This is a genomic window from Diplocloster modestus (genome assembly GCF_019042245.1).
In the GTDB taxonomy this organism is placed as follows: Bacteria; Bacillota; Clostridia; order Lachnospirales; family Lachnospiraceae; genus Diplocloster; species Diplocloster modestus.
The window spans coordinates 372914-394175 of sequence record NZ_JAHQCX010000001.1 but is presented as its reverse complement, the minus strand read 5'-3'; the positions used below and the strand labels follow the sequence as shown (position 1 = coordinate 394175).

Below are 21262 nucleotides of genomic sequence, written 5' to 3'. Positions count from 1 at the left end.
TCCTATATAATAGCGTCATCCGGACTGATCTTACGGACCAGGGCATTGGCCGCCATGATTACGAAGAACCCGACCACCGCCTGATAGAGCCCTGCCGCCGATGACATACTCACATCCCCCAGCTCCAGAAGACCACGGTATACATAAGTATCCAGAACATTGGTCACATTCAGAATTGCTCCTGAATTCTGCGGTACCTGATAGAACAGGCCAAAATCCGAGTAGAAGATTCTTCCCACATTGAGCATGGTCAAGGTGATAATCGTGGGTTTTAACAGCGGAATGGTGATATAGCGGATCTTCTGCCAGGGTGATACCCCATCCAGTTGGGCCGCCTCATAGACGGAATCATCAAATCCCAGGATGGTAGCCAGATAGATGACGCTTGCATACCCTGCGTTCTTCCAGGTATTGACAAATACCAGGATAAACGGCCAGTATTTGCTTTCCAGATACCAGTTGACGGAATTCTTACCCATTTCCTGCAGGAGCCCTTTGTTGACGAGCCCATTGCTGCCCAGAAATGCATATACCAGGTAGCTGACCACCACATAGGATATGATATAGGGAATCAGCAGACAGCCCTGGTGCACGGAACGCATTTTCCTGCTTCTCATCTCTGACAGGAAGATAGCCAGTGCCACCGAAACTACCAGACCCAGGATAATAAATACAAGATTATACAGGATCGTGTTCCGGGTTATAATCCAGGCATCTTTGGTGGCAAACAGATATTTAAAATTCTCTAATCCGCACCAGGGGCTGGACCAGATACCGGTTCTGAAATTCACCTTCTTAAAGGCGATCACCAGGCCTGCCATCGGCAGATAATTATTAATCAGCAGATAGATGAGTCCCGGCAGCATCAGCAGATACAGATACCGGTAACGCCATGCCATTTTTCTCTTTTTCATACTCCATCATCCCTTCTATCCTCCAGATTTCTGTGGATCCATGCCGTATCCATCTCATCCGGATAATCATCCCAGGTGTTTTCATCCGGATAGGCCGGGACCGGTTTTCTGGATTCCTCTTTTCGATATGCAAACTGCCCCAAATATTTCCGGTCTTCCTCCTGCGTAAGCGGCGGACGGCAGTTGGATCGCTGCATGTCATGTACCCAGCCCTTTTCCCGGTCTGCCTTAACTGTTCTCTGCCACTCCCCATATAGGATCCTCCACTCGCCGTGCTGCCTTAAGTGGCCTCCTGGTATGTAGCCCATACTCCAGATCGCCATGGGTGGTTCCCGGTGTATGGAAAGGCCTTCATAGCCGAAAGAGGTGAAGACCGCCCGGGCTTTGTCATTTTCCCGGTTCACTTGAATGACCGGTGTCAGCAGCGGGTGGATCAGGGTGTTGCCCTCCAGGCTGTCAACTACGGGCTGAATTCTCGCCCTGCGTATAGCCTCCATATCCACCCCAGGGTGTTCATCCGCATACAGCTCTCTTCTCCTCTGCCCAATATGCTGGTCGTCATGATAACGGTAAAAGATTCCCCGCAGGTTTCGGATCTCCCAGACAGACAGCTGCAGGTCCAGCCTTTTTTCCCAATCCGCCAGCTGATCCGGCGGCAGTTCTCTTAACTCATGCAATAACTGTTCGAATGTTTTCCTATTATTCATACCGTCTCTATCACTCTTTCTTTTTCTTCAGCATCCAGTCCTCCCCATCCCATGTCTGATAGGGTCTGGGATACATGGGGATGCATTCTCTGATCGAATATGGAGTATAGGGATTGTGGTAGGTGGACTCCTCCGCCAGCGGATGGACCGGAAGGTTTGGCCGGTTCTCCAGGCTTACATCCTGTACCCATCCTTTGTGATAATCACACTTCATCAGCCGGAACCAGTGAAAATGCCAGATCTTCCACCTGCCATCCTCGTAGATAAAATCGGCGCCGATGATTCCCCAGTTCCAGATGGCCTGGGGATCTTCCCCCTCCCGGGGCAGCGCCCCGATTCCAGGACACACCCACTGGGTACGGGCTGTCGCAAGGTCCTTCGCTACCTCGATAATCGGTGAGGCCAGCTGGATATCCATCAATTCTCCCGGCTCACACCTCGAGGGCATCAGGTAAGTAATTCCCTCCCGGATATTCTGTCCCCGAAAGACCCCCTCGTCGGCGATTTCAAGAGAGGCGTCCTCCCTGCTGCTGAAAAATGAGAGTACCTCCTCCGGCTTCCGGTAATTATAGGACAGCACGCAGCATCCCATATTGTTTTGTATCTCTGTGTAGGCCTCCAGCCGAAGGATTTTATCCGCGACCCTTTTTGCCTGCTCCTGTACGAATACGTTCTCCATATCTTTATCCTCTGCTCTGCCTTATTTTATAGATTGTTCTATCCTGTTTGCTTATCTGTATCATATCGAATATTCTTCCATTTTGCTATTCCATAAAGTGACACGTACCCTGCATAAAAAAGTTACCTATTGCACTCTGTTCTGAATCCGTTTATTGACTCTTTTTTAAAAATAAATTATGATTCTATTAAATAGAAATGTAGGATGCATACGGAACAAGCCGCAGAAAACGGCCGGGGAGGAAGATATGAAGCTATCATCACAGATCGACAGCACCAGAGCTGCTGCCAACCGAAACCTGTATATGGCCTATGAGGAGCTGATCCAGCTCCCGGAGGATCTGGGCTATAAGACCGTGTTCGAACCCGGAACCCAGGAGGAACATCACCAGATCACCCGTCCCATCATCGCTTCCGTCAATAATCTCCAGAAAAACGGCCATATGAAAAATATTATCTACTCAGACGGAAGCCCCACCACCATCGAGTTGACCAACAAAAGCATCAACTACCGGTACAATGACTTCTTCCAGATCAGCTATGTGCTGTGCGGAAAAATCGTGTACCACATCCGGGATGCCCAGGTTACAGTGGAGGAAGGCGGGGTTCTGCTCATCGATGACAACACCTACTATTGCGAGGATATCAAGCTGTCCGAGGGAACAATCATCAATATTTCCGTTTCCGTATCCGTCATCAATGAAATTTTTCTGACCTATGAGAACGAGGATACCCTGCAGGGCTTTTTACACCGAAGCTTTATCAAAGAGAAAGGTAAGCAGAACATGCTGTACTTTTTCCCAAAGAAGCCGGAAGAAAGCTTGATCATCAGCAACCTGATCTCCGATATCCTCTTCGAGATCAAGGACAAGAAGCGGGGTTTTGAATATATCTGCAAAGGATATTTGGTCAGGCTGATGGACAATATCGCCTCTGAATATGAGTATTCTTATACGCGGGAGGAAAAAGATTTCTTTCGGAAATATCTGTTTGACGAAGTAAAGAATTATATCTTTCAGAACTATCAGAATATGCAGATTCAGGATCTCATCGATCACTTTCACTATCAAAGAAATTATTTTAACCGGCTGATCAAGGATTTTACCGGGATGACCTACTCGGATTATCTGATTGAGGTGCGGATCCTGCACGCCAAGCATCTGCTCGAGACTACCCGCTCAACCGTCGATGAGATCATGCTGGAGGTAGGCTATAACAACAAAGGGTTCTTCTATAACAGTTTCAAAGAACGGGTGGGCTTAAGCCCGGCTGGGTTTCGGAAAAGCCTGAAGAGGGACGATTAATGTCCGGCACCGGCACACCGGGGATCGGCATGATAAATCGCCGTTTCCCGGTATATTCCGTTTATTCGCAAAATCAGAAACTCTTTTCCAATTTCTCCAGCATCTCATCCACATGTTCTTTCCCGATCACCAGCGGAGGCACCAGCCGCAGCACGTCGGAGGCCGCCGTGATCACGATCAGGCCATTATAAAGCGCACGTTTCACGATATCTCCCACAGGACGTCCTTCGACCACCAGTCCCTGCATCAGGCCTTTTCCACGTCTCGCCCTGATAAAATCATATTTATCCACAAGCAGATCCAATTTTTCTTCCAGATAGGTAGATATCTCCCGGACATGCTCCACGATATGACGTTTTTCGAAGATAGTAAATACCGTGCTGACCGCTTCACAGGCCAGCGGATTTCCGCCGTATGTCGTGCCGTGATCCCCGGGTACCAGGGATGCCCCCGCCACTTTCTCATTTAACACAAAGGCTCCTACAGCGATACCGCACCCCAGCGCCTTAGCACAGGTCATCACATCCGGCTGAACGCCGTAATGCTGCCAGGCGAACATCTCGCCGGTTCTTCCCATACCGCACTGTATCTCGTCAAAGATCAGCAGGATATCCCGCTCCTCGCAGATGGCCTTCACCCCATCCAGGAACTCCTGGGCAGCGGGGTAGATCCCTCCTTCTCCCTGAACCGGTTCCAGCAGGATCGCGCAGGTTTTTTCCGTAAGCTCTGCCTTCACACTTTCCAGATTGTTGAATTCCGCAAAACGGATTCCCCCGATTAAAGGCTTGAACGCTTCCTGATAATGCGGATTTCCTGTGACGGACAGGGCTCCCATACTACGGCCGTGGAAGGAATGGTTCATGGCGATAATCTCATGATCCGTGCTGCCGTCTTTGAGGTACGCGTATTTTCGCGCCACTTTGATAGCGCCTTCGATCGCTTCCGTTCCGCTGTTCGTGAAAAATGCCTTATCCATTCCGGCTGCCTTTACCACCTTTTCGGCTGCTTTGGCTGCGGGAAGATTATAATACAGATTGGACGTGTGGATCAGTTTGTCGATCTGTCCTTTCAGCGCGTCATTATACTCTTTGTCCTGATAACCAAGGGCGAACACGGCAATACCGGCAGCGAAATCCAGATATTTCTTTCCTTCCACATCGTACAGATACACGCCCTCCCCCTTATCCAGAACGATCTGGTAACGGTTATAAGTATGCAGGATATACTGTTCGGCCTGGCTGATTATCTCACTGTTTTTCATGATAATACCTGCTTTCTGCTTCGCCTATGATAGCGGTTCCAATCCCTTTGTTGGTAAAGATCTCCAATAACAGGCAGTGGGGAATCCGGCCGTCCATGATATGAACCCGTGACACTCCGCTTCTAATAGCGTCGATACAATTTCCCAGCTTCGGAAGCATACCGCCTCCGATGTTCCCATCAATAATTAACTGTTCTGCCTCGCTGACCGTCAGCTCCGAGATCAGGGAATCTTTATCCTCATAATCTTTGTAGACCCCCTCAATATCGGTCAGGAATGCCAGCTTTTCAGCATTCATGGTCTTGGCGATGGCACAGGCCGCGTCATCGGCGTTGATATTGTAGGTGTGGAATTCATCGTCCATCCCCACCGGGCATACGATCGGAAGGAAATCTTTTTCCAGCATGTCATAGAGGATCTGTGGATCTACTTCTTTGATCTCTCCCACAAAACCAATGTCCTGGCCGTCTGAATATTTTTTGTCTACCTTCAGCAGGCCGCCGTCCTTGCCGCTGACGCCGACTGCCTTCACACCCAGGCGCTCCACAAGGGTCACCAGCTCTTTGTTGACTTTATTTAATACCATCTCGGCAATTTCCATGGTTTCCCCGTCGGTTACCCGCAGGCCGTTGATAAATTTCGGCTCCATACCGACTTTGCCGACCCAGCGGCTGATCTCTTTTCCGCCTCCGTGTACAATGATCGGTTTGAAACCAACCAGTTTTAACAGCGTCACATCCTGGATTACATTGTTTTTCAGCTCACCGTCCACCATGGCGCTGCCGCCGTACTTTACAACGATGATCTTCCGGTTAAAACGCTGGATATAGGGCAGCGCCTCGATCAGAACCTCCGCCTTTTCCAGATATTTATGCATATTTTCTCTCATGGTACTTACTCCTTTATGAATGCAGTCTATTCTTTTTATGAACGGTAATCCGCATTTATTTTTACGTAGTCATAAGTCAGATCACAGCCCCAGGCGGTTGCGGAGGCTTCGCCCATTTTCACATCCGCGGCAGCGGTCACAGCCGGTTCGGACAGAATCCTTGTGGCTTCCTCTTCGCTGTAGTCTAAAGCGGTGCCGTCCTTTACGATCTGGATCTTACCCGCCGCGCTTTCGAAAAAGAGATCAACGTTCTCCGGATCGAACTGCACACCGGAATATCCCATCGCGCACAGGATACGTCCCCAGTTGGCGTCATGGCCGTAGATCGCGGCTTTCGTCAGGCTGGATGTCACAATGGATTTGCTCAATCTAACCGCGTCCGCTTTCGAAGCGGCGCCTGTTACCTTGACCTCGAACAGGGCGGTGGCCCCTTCCCCGTCTCCTGCCATGTACTTGGCCAATGTCTCATTTACATAGTGAAGGGCTTCCAGAAATGCCTCATAGTCCGCATTTTTTTCTGTTATCTCCGGATTTTCCGCCATACCGTTCGCCAGTAGCAGAACTGTGTCGTTGGTGGAGGTGTCACCGTCCACCGATATCATATTATAGGTATCCTGGATATCCGTACTCAGCGCTTCCTGGAGCAGTTCCTTTGTGATCACCGCATCCGTGGTGACAAAGCTTAACATCGTGCACATATTGGGATGGATCATACCCGATCCCTTACACATGCCTGCGACCGTAACCGTTTTTCCGCCGATTTCCACGGTGGCAGCCGCCTCCTTGGAAATAGTGTCCGTTGTCATAATGGCCTCCGCCGCCAGCTTAGCCGCTTCTCTGTCCTGGGCCAGCAACGGGACCATACCGGTCACTCCGGCCGTGATACGTTCCATCGGAAGCTGCATTCCGATCACTCCTGTGGACGCCACCAACACAGCATCTGCCGGTATCCCCAGCAGTTCTCCCGCTTTCACGGACGTCTCTTTACAATACCGCATTCCCTCTTCACCGGTACACGCATTGGCAATTCCCGCGTTTACGACTACCGCCTGCGCATAGGGGGAGTTTTTGACAATCTGTGCATCCCACTTTACGGGAGCCGCCTTGACCACATTTGTCGTAAAGGTTCCGGCTGCTTTACATGGGTTTTCACTGTAGATCATGGCCATATCTTTCCGGTTCTGGTATTTGATGGCCGCTGCTGTGCTGGCTGCTTTAAAACCTTTGGGAGCCGTAACTCCGCCATCGATTATTTTCATAACACACATCTCCTCCTATTTATCTCTGTAGCTTATCTGTCATATCCGCCAGAAGCCTTGCCTCTTCTTATTCCACGAATGTGGTGACATTTTCTTCATTCAGGGACATATCATAATAATTCAGATCCGTCCGGTACGCGAAGCCCTCTTTATTCCAGAACAGATTGCCGATTTCATTTCTGCGGAACGCGATCAGCGTGACTTTGTTGATCTTTTCTTTTTTCAGTGCTTCCATGGCCGTGTCAGCCATCTTCGTGCCAATCCCCCGGTGCCGGTAGCCCTCTTCCACACAGACATGGTAGAAACACCCGCGGCGTCCATCGTGTCCGCACAGGATACTTCCTACTATCTTTCCATCCTCCTGCGCTACCACACTTAAACCCGGATTCCGGTTCAGGAACCGGGCAACTCCTTCCCGGGAATCATCGATACTGCGTATTCCCAGTCCCTGTATCCTATGCCAAAGCTGGAGCACTTCATCATAATCTTCTATCGTCATTGCCCGTACCATATTAGCCTCCTGCGGCACACCTGCTGCGCCCTATTCAATCTGTATTCTGGAACTGTCTGTACCCCCGGTCTCTACGGGAACATAGGAACCTGCATCAGTCCTTCATTTTCCGGGAAACCGAACATGAGATTCATATTCTGTACTGCCTGGCCTGCGGCCCCTTTTACCAGATTATCCATGGCACCCATCATGATAATCCGGTTGGTGCGGGGATCGATCTTAAAATTGACATCCACATAATTGCTGCCCTCCACCCATTTTGTCTGGGGGCAGACATCCTGATCCAGCACCCGGACAAAGGTTTCTTTGGCATAGTATTTATCATATGCCGCTTTGACTTCCTCATAGGAAACCTGTCTTTTAAGAGCAGCGTAAGCCGTCACCAGAATCCCCCTGTTCATGGGCACCAGATGCGGGGTAAAGTTAATCCGGATCTCACAACCGGCCGCATATCCCAGCTGCTCCTCGATCTCCGGTGTATGACGGTGCGTCGCAACGCCGTAGGCTTTGATATTTTCATTCACTTCACAGTACAGGTTATCTAATTTCGCGCCTCTGCCTGCTCCGGACGTACCCGACTTGGCATCGATGATAATCGTGTCCGGCTCGATCAGCCCTTCTTTTAATAAGGGATACACCGACAGGGTACTGCACGTAGGATAACAGCCCGGATTCGCCACCAGCCTGGCCTTCTTGATCTCCTCCCGGTTAATCTCACACAGACCGTAGACAGCTTCCGGTATAAACTGCGGTGTCTTGTGCTGGATTCCATACCACTGCTCGTAGGTTTTCACATCTTTGATGCGGAAATCCGCGCTCAGATCCACTACCCTGGTCTTTGAGAGTATCCCTTCATTTACCAGGGAAGCGCATAGCCCCTGCGGTGTGGCGGTGAAAATGACATCCACCTGATTCGCCAGTTCTTCCATATTATCATCCAGACAGGTGCCGTGCACGATCTGGAACATGTTCTGGAATACCTCGTAGTATCTTTTATCTATGTAACTCCTGGATCCATACCACTGGATCTTCGCTTCTTTATGTCCCATCAACAGCCGGACGATCTCTTGTCCCGCATAACCGGTCGCTCCGATGATTCCCACTCTTATCATCCCACTTCTCCTTTTCCTTATTATTGTCTGATTTTCAAGACATACAGGTATACCCGAAGGGTATTTTCTTTACTCTATTTCCCACGATGTCTTTATTCTTTTCCTATATTATATCAGTTTGTACCGGAAGTAAAGGGATTTTCCGAATTTCGCCCCTTATATTTGCATAATTATACAACTTTTGTGAATAATATGCAAGTATAATGTATAAAAAATCTATTTTTTGCATATTTTTTCACTTGCATAATCAAAAAGAATGTTGTATCATAGTTTTAGCTCAAAGGAAGTTCAAGAAAAGATAAAAAATAGAAAGATTCATTCACAGGAGGAACTTAGATTATGAAAGAAAAAGTCGTATTAGCCTATTCCGGCGGCCTGGACACCACCGCCATTATTCCCTGGTTAAAGGAAAACTATGACTATGAAGTCATCTGCTGCTGTATCGATGTCGGGCAGGAAAGCGAACTGGACGGCCTGGAAGAACGGGCGAAATTATCCGGTGCTGAGAAATTATACATATTAGATGTGGTTGACGAATTCTGCGATGACTACATCATGCCCTGTGTAAAGGCAAACGCCATCTATGAAAATAAATATCTGTTGGGAACCTCCATGGCCCGCCCGCTGATCGCTCAAAAACTGGTAGAGATCGCCCGGAAAGAAAACGCCGTGGCCATCTGCCATGGCGCTACCGGAAAGGGGAATGACCAGGTCCGTTTTGAGCTGGGCATCAAAGCTCTGGCCCCGGATATCAAGATCATCGCCCCCTGGCGCTGTAATGAGACCTGGAAGATGCAGTCCCGTCAGGATGAAATCGACTACTGCAAAGAACATGGCATCGATCTTCCGTTTTCCACAGATTCCAGCTACAGCCGTGACCGGAACTTATGGCACATCAGCCACGAGGGTCTGGAACTGGAAGATCCCGCCCAGGAACCGAATTACAACCATCTGCTGGTATTGGGTGTCACCCCCGAGGAAGCACCGGACGAACCGGAATATGTCAGCATGACCTTTGAAAAAGGTGTTCCCACAAGTGTAAATGGAAAAGAAATGAAAGTCTCCGATATCATCCGCGAGTTAAATGCTCTGGGCGGAAAGCACGGCATCGGCATTATCGATATTGTGGAAAACCGTGTGGTCGGTATGAAATCCCGCGGTGTCTACGAGACTCCCGGCGGAACGATCCTGATGGAAGCACATCAGCAGTTAGAAGAGCTGATCCTGGACCGCGCCACCTATACTGTGAAGAAAGAAATGGGCAATAAATTCGCCGATATCGTATATGAAGGGAAATGGTTCACTCCTCTGCGTGAGGCTGTTCAGGCTTTCGTGGACTCTACGCAGGAATATGTAACCGGAGAAGTGAAATTCAAACTGTATAAGGGTAATATTATCAAAGCCGGTACAACTTCCCCCTATTCCCTGTACAGTGAAACACTGGCCAGCTTCACCACCGGTGAGCTTTACGACCATCACGATGCGGAAGGATTCATTAACCTGTTCGGCCTGCCGTTGAAAGTACGCGCTATGAAAATGGCGGAGGCTCAGAATAAATAGTCCGGAAAATATTGCAGAACTTGTTTCATCAGCGGTATTGCATTTCGGTGCGATACCGCTTTTTCCTGTGTTTTTGTGTTAAATAGATTTACATAGTGAAATCCTCTCGTTCACCAGCTGTCTCACATAATTCATAGCTTCTGAAGTATAAATCAAAGGATCCGTCTCACTAGGACTTATCCTGATCGCTTCTTTCATCCCATCGCAATATACCCTCCCCGCTTCATCCGCAAAATTCACCGCGTAAAATCCTTCAGCTACCACAGCCTGAACCTCCTGGTCCGACAGCCTGCTCCCATTTTGCAGAATCAGGGAAAACTCTTGCCTTAAGCAGCTCTGTATTGCGTCCACTATATTCCCGTCAAGCACAGCTTCTCCACCGCTTCTGTGGATGAAATAACATTCCATCAAGTCAATCCCCAGTATTTCTATCTTCAATGACCGGAAATACTCCAGTCTTTCAGATCGTTCCCTGGCATATCTGTTTCTATTTCCAAAGAGCATCGGATGCAGGCGGACCCCCATACTGATCCCGGCGCCGGCGCAAAGACCTGCCGCATCTTCCAGCCGGGTCTCTGATAGCGGTTTAACACCTATAGTTCCCACATTAGACGGATCTTTATCGAACAGGCCCATTTCTTCTATATCCTCAAACATAACAGAAGTATACCCGTATTCGATTGCCCTCTCTATCTGTTCCAGGCTTTTGGCCTGCTCCAGATGCAGGCAGACCGGTATATCGTTCCGGGCCGTCAACTCCTTCAACGCAGCAGCAAATAGAGCCGGCCTGTTATAGTCCCAGCATTTTGGCGTGGTCTGAACGATTACAGGCGTCCGTGCGGCCTGGGCTTCCCGGCAGACTGCCTGCATCATCTCCACAAAGTCGGTTTGAAAGGCTGCTATGGCGCCGTGAACGGATGCGGCCTCTTTCCTTAGTTCCGGCAATGTGGTCAACGGCATAGTTAAGCTTCCCCTTCTTTTAACTCGATCCAGGCATCCAGGCCATATGGTTCATCGGGATTTATCCCGCTGTTCACGGCCCGCTCACAAGTGATGCGCTGGATTCCATACATCATGAATAGTACGGCAGCTTCCGGTCTTTTCTCACAGGGCAGCTGGATCCGAATCATATTTTCTTCATCTGTAAACATCTCCGGCTCCCGGATATTGGTGTCAAAATATACACAGGGAGCGCCCTTTTTCCTGACATCCCGCAGCAGGTCATACTGCAGTCCGGGCGCCTGACCCGTCACCAGGGCAAGCACCAGCGTTTCCGGTCCAATCATAACCATGGGACCGTGTCTGGAATCCAGCAAGTGATAATAGTTAGAGTCGCATTGGCAGATTTCTTTAAAGGCCAGTGCTCCTTCTTCGGCGATCCCTGCCATCCCCGCATCCGCCAGCACAATGCCCCGTTTCCAGTTCCAGCCGGCAATCTCTTCAAACACGTTATCGAATCTGGTCTGATAAGCCTCCGCCGCGCCCGGTACCTGCATCAGACACCCGATCAGTTCCTGGTCATTGCAGAAGACAGCCACACTCATCAGCAGAGCAGCATATAGGTTCGTCACAGTCCGGGTCTGGCAAACGGAGGTATCATAGCACCATGGCAGCTCCAGATTATACGCACTGGAAGCGGCAATCTCCGCGTTTTCCCTGGCACAAACGGACAGGCAGGCTGCTGCTCCGTTATCTTTTGCCAGCCGCACAGCCCGAATAATTTCCGATGTACTGCCTGATCTGGAGATACTGATCAGACTGCTTCCCTGTACCATTTTCTTATAGGAAGCCTCATTCACCAGATAATCTCCCGCCGCTATAGCCGCAGCCGGAATCCCCGCTATCTGCTCCAGCTGGGAAGCCACCGACTTAGCCAGCATATAGCTGGAACCGCACCCAAATACAATTACTTTCTTTGCATTCTGGTAAAACGGGGTGAAGTAAGCCTCTTTTTCTTTTATATAGTTTAATGTTTTATCCAATGCCTGGAATTGATCCTTTATTTCCTGCTGTGTACGATACATGATCCCGATAATCTCCTTTCCATAATGTTGCTTTGTATTAAAAAGCGTACAGGTATACCCGAAGGGTATTTCATTGATAGTGCCTTGTTTTGTACAAATCAAAAGCAATGCGCGCCGCACCCAGAAGAGCCGCGTCGTTCCCTCTGGCTGCCAAAATCAGTTTCTGATTCTGCGTGTGCTGGTTCCCAATTTCCCGGCAGTACGCTGTGAATCCGTCCCACCAGTAATCCGCCGTATCCGCAAGCCCTCCGCCGATCAAAATCACTTCCGGATCCAGCAGATTCGCACAGCTCACCGCACAGCTGGCCAGATCCAGTTGGAATTCCTTTAAGACCTCCAGCGCGATGCCGTCATTATGCTGAACACGGCCAAAGAATTCATATCCTGAGCTCAGGCTAGCGCTCCCCGATCTTTCGTTATATATCTGCCACAGAGCTGTTCCTGATATATATTGCTCGGCGCATCCCCGCTGGCCACAGGTACACAAACGACCGCCAGGATGCAGGATCATATGTCCGATTTCCCCGAACCCGCTGAAGGCGCCCTCCAGGATCCGGTGGTGGTCAATCACTCCGCCGCCGACTCCTGTGCCCAGAATTATTCCGGTTACATTCTCATATCCTGCTGCGCTTCCCTTCCACTTTTCCCCAATCAGTCCGGCCCGGCAGTCGTTGGTAACCGCTGTAGGCAGCTGAAACTCTTCCTCTAACAGTTGTTTCATGGGCAGGCCGATATAATCCTGGTAGATTCCGACTGCGTAGAGCACCTTTCCCGCTCTCTCATCGATGCGCCCACCGGCTCCGATACCGACTGCTTTTATAGGAAACGCTTCTGTCAGCTCCCGCAGAATTTTCCGGTACGCGTCCATGATAAACGCTCCGGTCCTTCCGGTATTTTCAATCCTGATCTTTTTCAGGATATTCCCTTCCTCGTCAACGGCCGCTCCGTTGATTTTCGTTCCGCCTGTGTCAATTGCCGCCGCTATCATAAATTCCTCTCCTAACATGCCGCGCACTACAGATAAGCCTGGATGTTATCCACGATTTTTTTCGTTATAATCTGGGGCCTGGTGATACCCGCGCCGATGACCACGTTATGGGCGCCTGCCTCAAATGCCTGTATGGCCAGAGTATCATCCCAGTAGCGCCCCTCGGCAATCACCGGTACCTTTACCCTCTGTGCCAGTTCCCGCACCAGTTTCACATCGGGGTCCTGCAGCTCGATAATTCTGGGGTCCTCGTAATTCCTTGTATATTCCGTATAGCCGGCCAGTGTGGTGGATATCATATCACTGCCCTCTTCGATGGCAGCCAATCCTTCTTCCAGTGTGGATACATCCGCCAGAAGCAGTACATCCGGGAATTCCTTTTTGATCTCTCTTAAGAGCTGACGTACGTCCTTTCCCTCAGGCTTAGGTAATTTGCAGGCATCCACCGCTATAATTTCAGCGCCTGTGACATAGACGGATTCCACATCCCGAAGCGTCGGTGTGATATAGCTCCAGTACCCTGGATATGTATGCTTCACCAGTCCGATAACCGGAATTTTTACGATCTGCTTGGTCGCCAGGATGTCTGATATACCATTGATCCTGACACCTACAGCTCCACCCATTTCCGCGGCCAATGCAAATCTTCCGATAATGGAACTTTCCCGCATGGGCTCTTCTGACGTAGCCTGACAGGAAACGATCAATCCTTTTTTCAATTCTTCTGCCTTCATATGATTGTTCCTCTCTATATACTATTTTTTATTTGCCCTTTTCTGACTAAGTTTATCGTAACTGATGGCCAGCAGAAGGACAAAGCCCTTCACGACCCTCTGGTAATAATCCGGAATATTCATCATGACCATCCCGTTTAACAAAACACCCATCAGCAGCAGACCGATGATAACATTTCCAATCCTTCCTTCTCCGCCGTTGGTACTGACTCCTCCCAGGACAACAGCTGTAATAATATCCATCTCATAACTCTCTCCGGCTTTTGGCTGCCCGCTGTTGACACGGCTTAAGAGCACCACACCGGACATAGCGGCCAGCATGCCGCACAGTCCATAGACCCCGTAAATTACCTTGCGCACATTTACTCCGCTTAACCGGGACGCCTCTTTGTTGCTTCCCACGCCGTATACATATCGGCCGAAAGAAGTCCGTTCCAGAATGAACCATCCGATGACAAAACAGATCACCATGATGATCACCGGCACCGGTACCGGCCCGATATAACCCTGGCCGATCACGTTAAATCCTTCCGGAAATCCATAGACCGGCAGTCCCCCGGATATAATATAAGTCACACCCCTTAAAATACTCATGGTAGCCAGCGTCGCGATCATTGGCGGAAGCCCGATATCATAGACAAAGCAGCCATGGGCGGTGCCGACCGCCAGACCCAGAATTAATACCAGCAGGACGGCCAGAACCGGATGCATCCCCCGCACCATCAGTGTGGCGCAGCACACGGAGGCCACACCCATCATAGAACCGACGCTGATATCGATTCCCCCGGTGATGATAACCATGGTCATCCCAACGGCAGCGATTCCGTTGACGGCCACCTGCCGCATAATATTGAAAATATTGGTGGTACTCAAAAATCCGTCCGTGGTAACAGAAAAAAAGATCAGTAAAATTATTAAGGCGATTAATATAGCAAATTGCGACAATATTTTAGACACGCCGCCATTTCCTTTTTTATTCATTTGCAGTATACCCCTTTCCAGTATCATATCTTTTGCTCATCGAGTGGCAAATTCCAGAATCTTTTCCTGCGTCACTTCCGAATCGTTGATCTCACCCGTGATGCGTCCGTCGTGCATAACCAGAATCCGGTCACTCATTCCAATCAGTTCCGGCATTTCCGAGGAAATCATGATAATGGATTTCCCTTCCTCGATTAGCCTGCGCATCAGCTGATAGATCTCAGATTTTGCACCGACATCGATACCTCTGGTAGGTTCGTCAAAGATCAGGATTTCTGAATTGGTTGCCAGCCATTTTCCCAATACAACTTTCTGTTGGTTTCCACCGGAAAGTGTTTTTGCCATCTGCCCCAACGAATGTATTTTTATGTCCATTGCCTCCACATATTTCTTCGTGACCTGGGTTTCTTTCTTTTTATTGATAACCCCGAATCTGCATACACTTTTTAAGTTGGCATAGGATACGTTATAGTCGATTCCCTGATTTAGCAGAAGGCCCTGATTCTTACGGTCTTCCGTGATGAGCCCGATGCCATGTGAGATTGCATCCTCCGGACTCTTGATCTTGACTTTTTTGCCATGAAGGGTCAGTTCACCGGATTTTAGGGGGTCCGCCCCAAAGATCGCCCGCGCCATCTCCGTGCGCCCCGCGCCAACCAGACCAGCCAGCCCCAATATTTCCCCTTTTTTCAGTTCCAGGCTGCAGTCTTTGAGATGATCGTTGATCAAGTGATCTGCTTTCAGTATCACTTCTCCAATTTCCGTGGTGCGGGCCGGATATTCCTGTCCCAGCTCCCGTCCCACCATATACTTAATCAGCATCTGCCGGTCTATGTCCCGGGTTGGAACCGTAATCACATGCTTACCGTCCCGCAGCACCACAGTCCGTTCAGAGATCCGGAACACTTCCTCCAACCGGTGAGAAATATAGAGAATAGCCACATTTCGCTTACGCAGTCTTTCCACGATATCAAACATTTTCTCAATTTCACTGTTGGTCAGCGGAGCGGTAGGCTCATCCATGATCAGCAGCTTGATCTCTTCCGACACTGCCTTTACAATCTCCACGATCTGCTGTTCCGCGATGGACAATTCAGAGACCCTTTTGGATGCATCGATATTCGCTCCCAGTTCCTGTATAATTTCATTGCTCTTTTCCAGCATTTCCCTGCGCCGGAGCACGATCCCTTTTTTCAGTTCTTTTCCATAGAAGATATTTTCCGCCACTGTCAGCGTTGGCATCATATTCAGTTCCTGGTATATGACGCCGATTCCCAGTTCTTTGGCTTTCGCAGGACTGTTGTTCTCTATTTTCTTTCCCTCGAACCATAGCTCGCCTTCCGTGGGATGATGCGCACCTGTGATTACTTTAATTAGGGTTGACTTTCCCGCACCATTTTCTCCCACCAGGGTCAGTACCTCTCCCGGTTCGATATCGATGGAAACATCCTCTAATGCGGTTACTCCGGAGAATTTTTTGGATACATGCCTAAGCTCCAATAATTTTTCTGCCATAATTTCCTCCAGTGGCGCATTTACTGCGCCTTAAATTCAGGTATGGAGGAACACTTTTTGTTCATCCGTTCCTCCAGTGGCGCATTTACTGCGCGTAAGTTCAGGTATAGGTGAACCTTTTGTATAAGAATTCCCCACTATTTTAAGAACAGTGGGGAATTAAATTTTTTACTGTTAACGGCAATCCGTTCTTTATTCTTTATAATCGCTGATGTTGGAAGCGTTAACCACCTTCATCGGAATGTTAATCGTTTCTTCGATGGGCCCTTCCTGCATCACCTTGATCAAGATATCCACGAATAATTTGCCGGATTCAAAGGGCTGAATGTCTACCGTCGCACGGTAGATGCCGCCTTCTTTGATCTTATTCAGAGCTTCATCCGTGGCGTCCAGTCCGCCGATAAAGAAACGGTCACTGTCCTTATGGGCAGCCATTACAGCCTCGTAAGCTCCTAACGCTCCCGCATCGTTTACGCAGGCCAGTACTTCCACATCGGGATTTGCCTGCAGGATATTTTCCATGTTTGCCATGCCTTTTTCCGCGTTGTTCGCGCTCTGTCTCGCCACGATATCCGCATCGGGAGCCTGGCTTAAGATCCCAGCCTGGATTCCGTTTCCTCGTTCGATGACAGATTCCAGTTCCGGATAATCAAAGATTGCCACCTTCGCTTTTCCGTCCAGTTTTTCTTTGATCCACTTGCCGGCTTCCTCACCGATCGCAAAACCATATTCATACTCCGGTACTGTGATAAATGCATCGCTTCCCTCTACCAGCTGGTTACCGGATATTACAGGAATCCCGGCATCCTGAGCTGCCTTTACGGAGGGCACCAGGGCAGTCTCGTCGATGGGGCTGATGATAATACCATCCAGCTTCTGGGAAATAAAGTTTTCGAACGCGGTTATCTGGTTCGCCACATCCGCTTTTCCATCTACGATGTTGACTTCGATCCCCAACTCATCACACCGGGCCTGTACCCCTCTGGATACCTCTACAAAATATGTATTCGTCAGATCCTGGCAGGTATAGGCAATCTTCAGGCCTTCTGTTTTAAATTCCCCATTCGAAGTATCATTCTTGTCTGCCGGCGTCTCTGCCGCAGCCGGCGTTTCCTCCTGCGCTGTTTTCTTCGGCGTATCTTTTGTCTGAGTGGAAGCGTCCTCCGCTTTCGCGGAGCAGGCTGTGCATACCAGTGCTGCGGTCATCAAAAGCCCTGCGAATATCGTAACTCTCTTCTTCATAAATACTCTCTCCTTTGCTATTCCGGCTATTTTATTTCACATTCAGCTCTACGGTATAGCAATACTGATTCCCCTTATAGAACCGGTAATTATATTCAATCAAGCGGTTCTTACTATAAGTCCTGCGACATACTTTCAATGAGGCCGTGCCAACTTTTTCCCCCAGAAGATTAGCTTCCTCCTCATTTAATCCTACAGCCAGAAAAGATTCCACCGCTTTATCCGGTACCACTCCCTGCATATTCAGCATTTCATACAGAGAATGGTGTGTGAGATCCTCTTTCGTCAGATGTTCACACATGGAACATGGAATGTAGGAATGGTCCAAAGCAATAATCGCATCATTTGCCATCCGTAAACGCCGTATAAAGTAAACTTTTTCATCTGATTCCAAATTTAAATTTTCCACTACTTCCTGGTTTGGAACTACAACCTCTGTATTCAGAATGATCGACTGCGCGATCATCCCTCTGGCTTTCACCTCCTCTGTAAAGGAATAAAAATTCGAAAGCTTGTGGTCGATTTTCGGCCCCTGTACAAAGCTGCCCCGTCCCTGGATACGGTAAACACAGCCATCCTGTACCAGTTCATCCAGAGATTTCTTAGCCGTAATCCGGCTGACATTATACTTTTCACACAGTTCGCTTTCCGAATAAATCCTATCTCCGGGTTTTAATTCCCCGGATTTAATCATCTTTTCCAATTCACTCTTAACCTGCAGGTACATTGGGATTGGATTCGTTCTGTCAATCATTTCTTTCACCTCATATCATTTTTGCAGAGGTTATTATATTGACATACTTGATATATCGATATAATAACCTCTTATATTTCATTTGTCAAGCACTTTTTTGATATGTTAATATATCAAGTTATATCTTCAACAAAATCATGCAAAAGCCTCGAAACGCCTCAATTTCCCTTATCTATCAACTCTTTCCTTATCCTCCTTCTTTAATTTTTAAAATATATATCCATTATAAACTTGACTTGTTGTCATGTCAACATACTATGTAAATCTCTTACCTATATCACGGAATCCCTTATCATTTAGTCCAGAACTAAGAACGGATCGAACAAAAGTCGGGAGAGACATGATTCGCAAGGCCCGGTACATGTCTAGCCGAATGGCAAGACTGTCCCAGGCCCGGTGAATTAGGTTTTTCCCGACTTTAGTTCGATCCGCTAATACTAATTTTTATTCATACCGAGATTTATCGACCTTAGAAATAAGATATCCCCGTTCTTTATATAATTGTTTCAATTTATCCGTGATCAAGCCAGCATAATCTTTTACGGCCTGTATATATTCGTCCTTAAACCGGATATAAGATACTACGCTGGTAATCGACAAACCTGCGATAATCTGTCCGCTCTCATCCCGGATCGGCGCCGCTACACAAAAAGCTCCCCACATGGCTTCCTGGTCGTCTATGGCATAGCCGTTTTTACGCACTTCTTTGATCTGCTCTAACAACCGGTCAGGGCTAATTATGGAATTAGGGGTGTAAGGTTCATAACTAAAGGATTGCAGCATATCCTTCAAAATAATATCCGGTAGCTCACTCATCATAACTTTACCGCAAGCCGTGAGATACAGAGGCAGACTGCTGCCGACCGAACCCAGTGTGTTATAGATATTTTGCTGATGGATCTGCTGTAGCAAAATACTCTGCGTATTCTGACGAATCATTAGATTCACCGGCTGCTTTACCTGTTTCGATAGCTTTTCCATCGCGCCGTAAGCCACTTCTTTGAGATCATCCGCCTGACTATACCTGCACCCTATGGAATACAAACTCATACCGATTCGATATTTTCCATCCTCGTCTTTGATCAGCCAGCCATAGTTACATAAAGTCCGGCTGATTCTTAAAACTGTAGTCGGATGAATATCCGTCAGCCGGCTTATATCATGTACGCCAAGCGGCGCAGTGGAAGATGAAACCGCCTCAATAACAGAGACAGCCCGCACCAGCAGTCTGCTGTCTCCCGTTTTTTGTTCGGATTGATCCGTCTTATTGTTACTTATTTGACTCATTTTCTTCCCCTGCCATATTTTCAATTTTTCTTTGGTATATCAGATGCCAATCACGCCAGATATCCTTCGTACTGTTTCAGGCTTTGATCACAGATCTATGCTTTACAGTATCCCATAAATCATACCTTTCGGGTTGGTTCGCGGCATTCGCCGCTCAATAATGTATGTATTTATTTCTATACACAGGCTTTTTTAAGTATAACGTAACCGATATTGGAAAGTCAATGCCGTCTGCAGCCGGTTTTTTGTATTTTTTCACAAATATTATTATAGATCTTTGTTGTGTTTGCGAATTGAAATTTTAGGATTATGAATGTATGATTAAATTATGAAACAGTTATTTCATTGTATGAAACATTAATCAGGAAAGGAGTAATATCATGCGCCAGGTAATTCATCCCCAAACGGATTATGTCCAGACGGCACCCGTCCAATATTTCAACCGTATCGGGGCGTTGAAAGAATCGGGTCTGTTCATTGCCGAATGGGGAAAAAGAGCTTTTATTTCCGCTGGGAAAACCGCTTATTCTGTTATCGAACACGATTTAACCGAATCCTTATCCGATTATGGGATAGTCTGGGAACACCAGCTCTTCACCGGGGAATGTTGTGATGAGAATATCCGGTCTCTGACCAAAAAAGCCCGGGCGTTCGGAGCCGATATTCTCATCTGCGCCGGCGGAGGAAAATCCCTGGATACGGGAAAAGCCGCCGCTTTTGACTTGTCCGTACCCGTCGTCTGTATCCCTACCATTGCCGCCACATGTGCCGCGGCCTCTGCCGTATCCGTCATATACACGGCGGACGGAGAATTTTTAAGAGATCACTATTATCCCAGGAATCCGGAGTTGGTTATCGTGGACCCATCCATTATCGCCAATGCGCCGCTGCAATATCTGACTTCCGGGATCATAGACGCTCTCTCCAAATGGTATGAAGGGCGGGCAGCCTATCAAGGGCTTACATCTCCCGACGTCTATACCCGATCAGCTTACACCCTCTCCCGGCTATTGAACGACCTGCTGCTGGCTAAGGGGGAGGCGGCGGCCGATCAGGTTTGCAATCATGCAGCCGGAGCGGAATTAACCGATGTCATCGATGTGAATATCTTCCTAACAGCCATGATCCAGAGTCTGGGTCAGGCTTCCACCAGAGGCGCTGCGGCCCATCCGATCCAGGGCGGCCTGTCTTTGATACCCGGCAGCCACCAGCTGCTCCACGGGGTCAAGGTCGCCTACGGAATCATTGTCCAACTATTCATGGAGGGAAAAGCAAAAGCTGAAATCAAAGAGCTTTCTGATTATTTTCACCGTTTGGGGGTTACTGCCTCTTTAAAAGGGATGGGATTGCCGCAGGATGAAATTACTATGCGGACCGTGGCAAAAAAAGCAAATCAGGATCCGCTGATGCGCAAGATGCCGGTGCCTGTAGATGAAGTCGTATTGGTAAAAAATATGCAGCTCACAGAGACATTCATCCATGCCTTATATCAGGGTCATTTATGAATTCACACGAACGGTTTACCTGTCTGCCTTGTAAAAC

20 protein-coding genes are annotated in these 21262 nt (G+C 48.5%); 3 read left to right on the top strand and 17 right to left on the bottom strand.

The annotated features are described in order from the left end of the window. Nucleotides 1-2 precede the first annotated feature (2 nt). Genes KTH90_RS01830 through KTH90_RS01820 form a run of 3 tightly spaced genes read right to left on the bottom strand, consistent with a single transcriptional unit; the run spans nucleotide 3 to nucleotide 2300 of the window. Entirely contained in the window at nucleotides 3-914 is a 912-nt protein-coding gene (locus tag KTH90_RS01830; RefSeq protein WP_158352731.1) for an ABC transporter permease, read from the bottom strand. After that, nucleotides 911-1621, bottom strand: a complete 711-nt coding sequence (locus KTH90_RS01825; protein ID WP_238726166.1) for a hypothetical protein — start codon at nucleotides 1619-1621, stop codon at nucleotides 911-913. Before KTH90_RS01825 ends, KTH90_RS01830 begins: the two co-directional genes overlap by 4 nt. A gap of 10 nt (nucleotides 1622-1631) precedes the next feature. Continuing rightward, nucleotides 1632-2300: a nuclear transport factor 2 family protein gene (locus tag KTH90_RS01820; RefSeq protein ID WP_158352732.1), complete on the bottom strand. Its 669-nt coding sequence runs from the start codon at nucleotides 2298-2300 to the stop codon at nucleotides 1632-1634. Nucleotides 2301-2547: 247 nt separating this feature from the next. Between KTH90_RS01820 and KTH90_RS01815 the strand changes: the two genes are divergently transcribed. Next, nucleotides 2548-3603, top strand: coding sequence for a helix-turn-helix domain-containing protein (locus KTH90_RS01815; RefSeq protein ID WP_238726165.1), 1056 nt, complete (start codon nucleotides 2548-2550; stop codon nucleotides 3601-3603). 73 nt (nucleotides 3604-3676) lie between these two features. Here KTH90_RS01815 and KTH90_RS01810 read toward each other — a convergent pair whose 3' ends face one another. The 5 genes from KTH90_RS01810 to argC form a co-directional block, all read right to left on the bottom strand. Next, on the bottom strand, nucleotides 3677-4864 hold the full coding sequence (locus KTH90_RS01810) for an aspartate aminotransferase family protein (protein WP_158352734.1): 1188 nt from the start codon (nucleotides 4862-4864) through the stop codon (nucleotides 3677-3679). Continuing rightward, on the bottom strand, nucleotides 4851-5753 hold the full coding sequence (argB, locus tag KTH90_RS01805; RefSeq protein ID WP_158352735.1) for an acetylglutamate kinase: 903 nt from the start codon (nucleotides 5751-5753) through the stop codon (nucleotides 4851-4853). Before argB ends, KTH90_RS01810 begins: the two co-directional genes overlap by 14 nt. Nucleotides 5754-5788: 35 nt before the next feature. Then, nucleotides 5789-7012: a bifunctional glutamate N-acetyltransferase/amino-acid acetyltransferase ArgJ gene (gene argJ / locus KTH90_RS01800; protein WP_158352736.1), complete on the bottom strand. Its 1224-nt coding sequence runs from the start codon at nucleotides 7010-7012 to the stop codon at nucleotides 5789-5791. Between the two features lie 67 nt (nucleotides 7013-7079). Next, nucleotides 7080-7523 carry a GNAT family N-acetyltransferase gene (locus KTH90_RS01795; RefSeq protein WP_158352737.1) on the bottom strand — a complete coding sequence of 148 codons (444 nt, stop codon included), beginning with the start codon at nucleotides 7521-7523 and terminating at the stop codon, nucleotides 7080-7082. A 71-nt stretch (nucleotides 7524-7594) separates the two neighbouring features. Beyond that, the gene (gene argC, locus KTH90_RS01790; protein ID WP_158352738.1) at nucleotides 7595-8635 is read right to left on the bottom strand and encodes an N-acetyl-gamma-glutamyl-phosphate reductase; all 1041 of its coding nucleotides are present in this window, start codon (nucleotides 8633-8635) and stop codon (nucleotides 7595-7597) included. A 339-nt stretch (nucleotides 8636-8974) separates the two neighbouring features. Here argC and KTH90_RS01785 point away from each other — a divergent pair, with 339 nt between their 5' ends. Continuing rightward, a complete protein-coding gene (locus KTH90_RS01785; protein WP_158352739.1) occupies nucleotides 8975-10195 on the top strand; it encodes an argininosuccinate synthase in 1221 nt (406 codons plus the stop codon). Nucleotides 10196-10273: 78 nt separating this feature from the next. Here the strand turns inward: KTH90_RS01785 and KTH90_RS01780 are convergent, their stop codons facing one another. The 9 genes from KTH90_RS01780 to KTH90_RS01740 form a co-directional block, all read right to left on the bottom strand. Beyond that, nucleotides 10274-11155: a class II fructose-bisphosphate aldolase gene (locus KTH90_RS01780; protein WP_158352740.1), complete on the bottom strand. Its 882-nt coding sequence runs from the start codon at nucleotides 11153-11155 to the stop codon at nucleotides 10274-10276. A gap of 2 nt (nucleotides 11156-11157) precedes the next feature. Then, nucleotides 11158-12219: an SIS domain-containing protein gene (locus KTH90_RS01775; protein ID WP_158352741.1), complete on the bottom strand. Its 1062-nt coding sequence runs from the start codon at nucleotides 12217-12219 to the stop codon at nucleotides 11158-11160. A gap of 70 nt (nucleotides 12220-12289) precedes the next feature. Beyond that, nucleotides 12290-13207 carry an ROK family protein gene (locus KTH90_RS01770; RefSeq protein WP_238726164.1) on the bottom strand — a complete coding sequence of 306 codons (918 nt, stop codon included), beginning with the start codon at nucleotides 13205-13207 and terminating at the stop codon, nucleotides 12290-12292. 26 nt (nucleotides 13208-13233) lie between these two features. After that, nucleotides 13234-13941 carry an N-acetylmannosamine-6-phosphate 2-epimerase gene (locus KTH90_RS01765; protein ID WP_158352743.1) on the bottom strand — a complete coding sequence of 236 codons (708 nt, stop codon included), beginning with the start codon at nucleotides 13939-13941 and terminating at the stop codon, nucleotides 13234-13236. Between the two features lie 21 nt (nucleotides 13942-13962). Further along, nucleotides 13963-14922: an ABC transporter permease gene (locus KTH90_RS01760; RefSeq protein ID WP_158352744.1), complete on the bottom strand. Its 960-nt coding sequence runs from the start codon at nucleotides 14920-14922 to the stop codon at nucleotides 13963-13965. Nucleotides 14923-14958: 36 nt separating this feature from the next. After that, nucleotides 14959-16437 (bottom strand): sugar ABC transporter ATP-binding protein, encoded by a 1479-nt coding sequence (locus KTH90_RS01755; RefSeq protein ID WP_158352745.1) that lies wholly within the window; start codon nucleotides 16435-16437, stop codon nucleotides 14959-14961. A 192-nt stretch (nucleotides 16438-16629) separates the two neighbouring features. Then, nucleotides 16630-17679: a sugar ABC transporter substrate-binding protein gene (locus KTH90_RS01750; RefSeq protein ID WP_238726163.1), complete on the bottom strand. Its 1050-nt coding sequence runs from the start codon at nucleotides 17677-17679 to the stop codon at nucleotides 16630-16632. A gap of 31 nt (nucleotides 17680-17710) precedes the next feature. Beyond that, nucleotides 17711-18433, bottom strand: coding sequence for a GntR family transcriptional regulator (locus tag KTH90_RS01745; protein WP_158352747.1), 723 nt, complete (start codon nucleotides 18431-18433; stop codon nucleotides 17711-17713). Between the two features lie 444 nt (nucleotides 18434-18877). Further along, nucleotides 18878-19720 (bottom strand): IclR family transcriptional regulator, encoded by an 843-nt coding sequence (locus KTH90_RS01740; RefSeq protein WP_158352748.1) that lies wholly within the window; start codon nucleotides 19718-19720, stop codon nucleotides 18878-18880. Nucleotides 19721-20100: 380 nt separating this feature from the next. Here KTH90_RS01740 and KTH90_RS01735 point away from each other — a divergent pair, with 380 nt between their 5' ends. Next, a complete protein-coding gene (locus tag KTH90_RS01735) occupies nucleotides 20101-21225 on the top strand; it encodes an iron-containing alcohol dehydrogenase family protein (protein WP_158352749.1) in 1125 nt (374 codons plus the stop codon). Nucleotides 21226-21262: the final 37 nt, after the last annotated feature.

Coding starts and splice junctions, on each gene's coding strand:
- KTH90_RS01830 (WP_158352731.1), bottom strand. CDS start 914: ATGAAAAAGAGAAAAATGGCATGGCGTTACCGGTATCTGTATCTGCTG.
- KTH90_RS01825 (WP_238726166.1), bottom strand. CDS start 1,621: ATGAATAATAGGAAAACATTCGAACAGTTATTGCATGAGTTAAGAGAA.
- KTH90_RS01820 (WP_158352732.1), bottom strand. CDS start 2,300: ATGGAGAACGTATTCGTACAGGAGCAGGCAAAAAGGGTCGCGGATAAA.
- KTH90_RS01815 (WP_238726165.1), top strand. CDS start 2,548: ATGAAGCTATCATCACAGATCGACAGCACCAGAGCTGCTGCCAACCGA.
- KTH90_RS01810 (WP_158352734.1), bottom strand. CDS start 4,864: ATGAAAAACAGTGAGATAATCAGCCAGGCCGAACAGTATATCCTGCAT.
- argB (WP_158352735.1), bottom strand. CDS start 5,753: ATGAGAGAAAATATGCATAAATATCTGGAAAAGGCGGAGGTTCTGATC.
- argJ (WP_158352736.1), bottom strand. CDS start 7,012: ATGAAAATAATCGATGGCGGAGTTACGGCTCCCAAAGGTTTTAAAGCA.
- KTH90_RS01795 (WP_158352737.1), bottom strand. CDS start 7,523: ATGGTACGGGCAATGACGATAGAAGATTATGATGAAGTGCTCCAGCTT.
- argC (WP_158352738.1), bottom strand. CDS start 8,635: ATGATAAGAGTGGGAATCATCGGAGCGACCGGTTATGCGGGACAAGAG.
- KTH90_RS01785 (WP_158352739.1), top strand. CDS start 8,975: ATGAAAGAAAAAGTCGTATTAGCCTATTCCGGCGGCCTGGACACCACC.
- KTH90_RS01780 (WP_158352740.1), bottom strand. CDS start 11,155: ATGCCGTTGACCACATTGCCGGAACTAAGGAAAGAGGCCGCATCCGTT.
- KTH90_RS01775 (WP_158352741.1), bottom strand. CDS start 12,219: ATGTATCGTACACAGCAGGAAATAAAGGATCAATTCCAGGCATTGGAT.
- KTH90_RS01770 (WP_238726164.1), bottom strand. CDS start 13,207: ATGATAGCGGCGGCAATTGACACAGGCGGAACGAAAATCAACGGAGCG.
- KTH90_RS01765 (WP_158352743.1), bottom strand. CDS start 13,941: ATGAAGGCAGAAGAATTGAAAAAAGGATTGATCGTTTCCTGTCAGGCT.
- KTH90_RS01760 (WP_158352744.1), bottom strand. CDS start 14,922: ATGAATAAAAAAGGAAATGGCGGCGTGTCTAAAATATTGTCGCAATTT.
- KTH90_RS01755 (WP_158352745.1), bottom strand. CDS start 16,437: ATGGCAGAAAAATTATTGGAGCTTAGGCATGTATCCAAAAAATTCTCC.
- KTH90_RS01750 (WP_238726163.1), bottom strand. CDS start 17,679: ATGAAGAAGAGAGTTACGATATTCGCAGGGCTTTTGATGACCGCAGCA.
- KTH90_RS01745 (WP_158352747.1), bottom strand. CDS start 18,433: ATGATTGACAGAACGAATCCAATCCCAATGTACCTGCAGGTTAAGAGT.
- KTH90_RS01740 (WP_158352748.1), bottom strand. CDS start 19,720: ATGAGTCAAATAAGTAACAATAAGACGGATCAATCCGAACAAAAAACG.
- KTH90_RS01735 (WP_158352749.1), top strand. CDS start 20,101: ATGCGCCAGGTAATTCATCCCCAAACGGATTATGTCCAGACGGCACCC.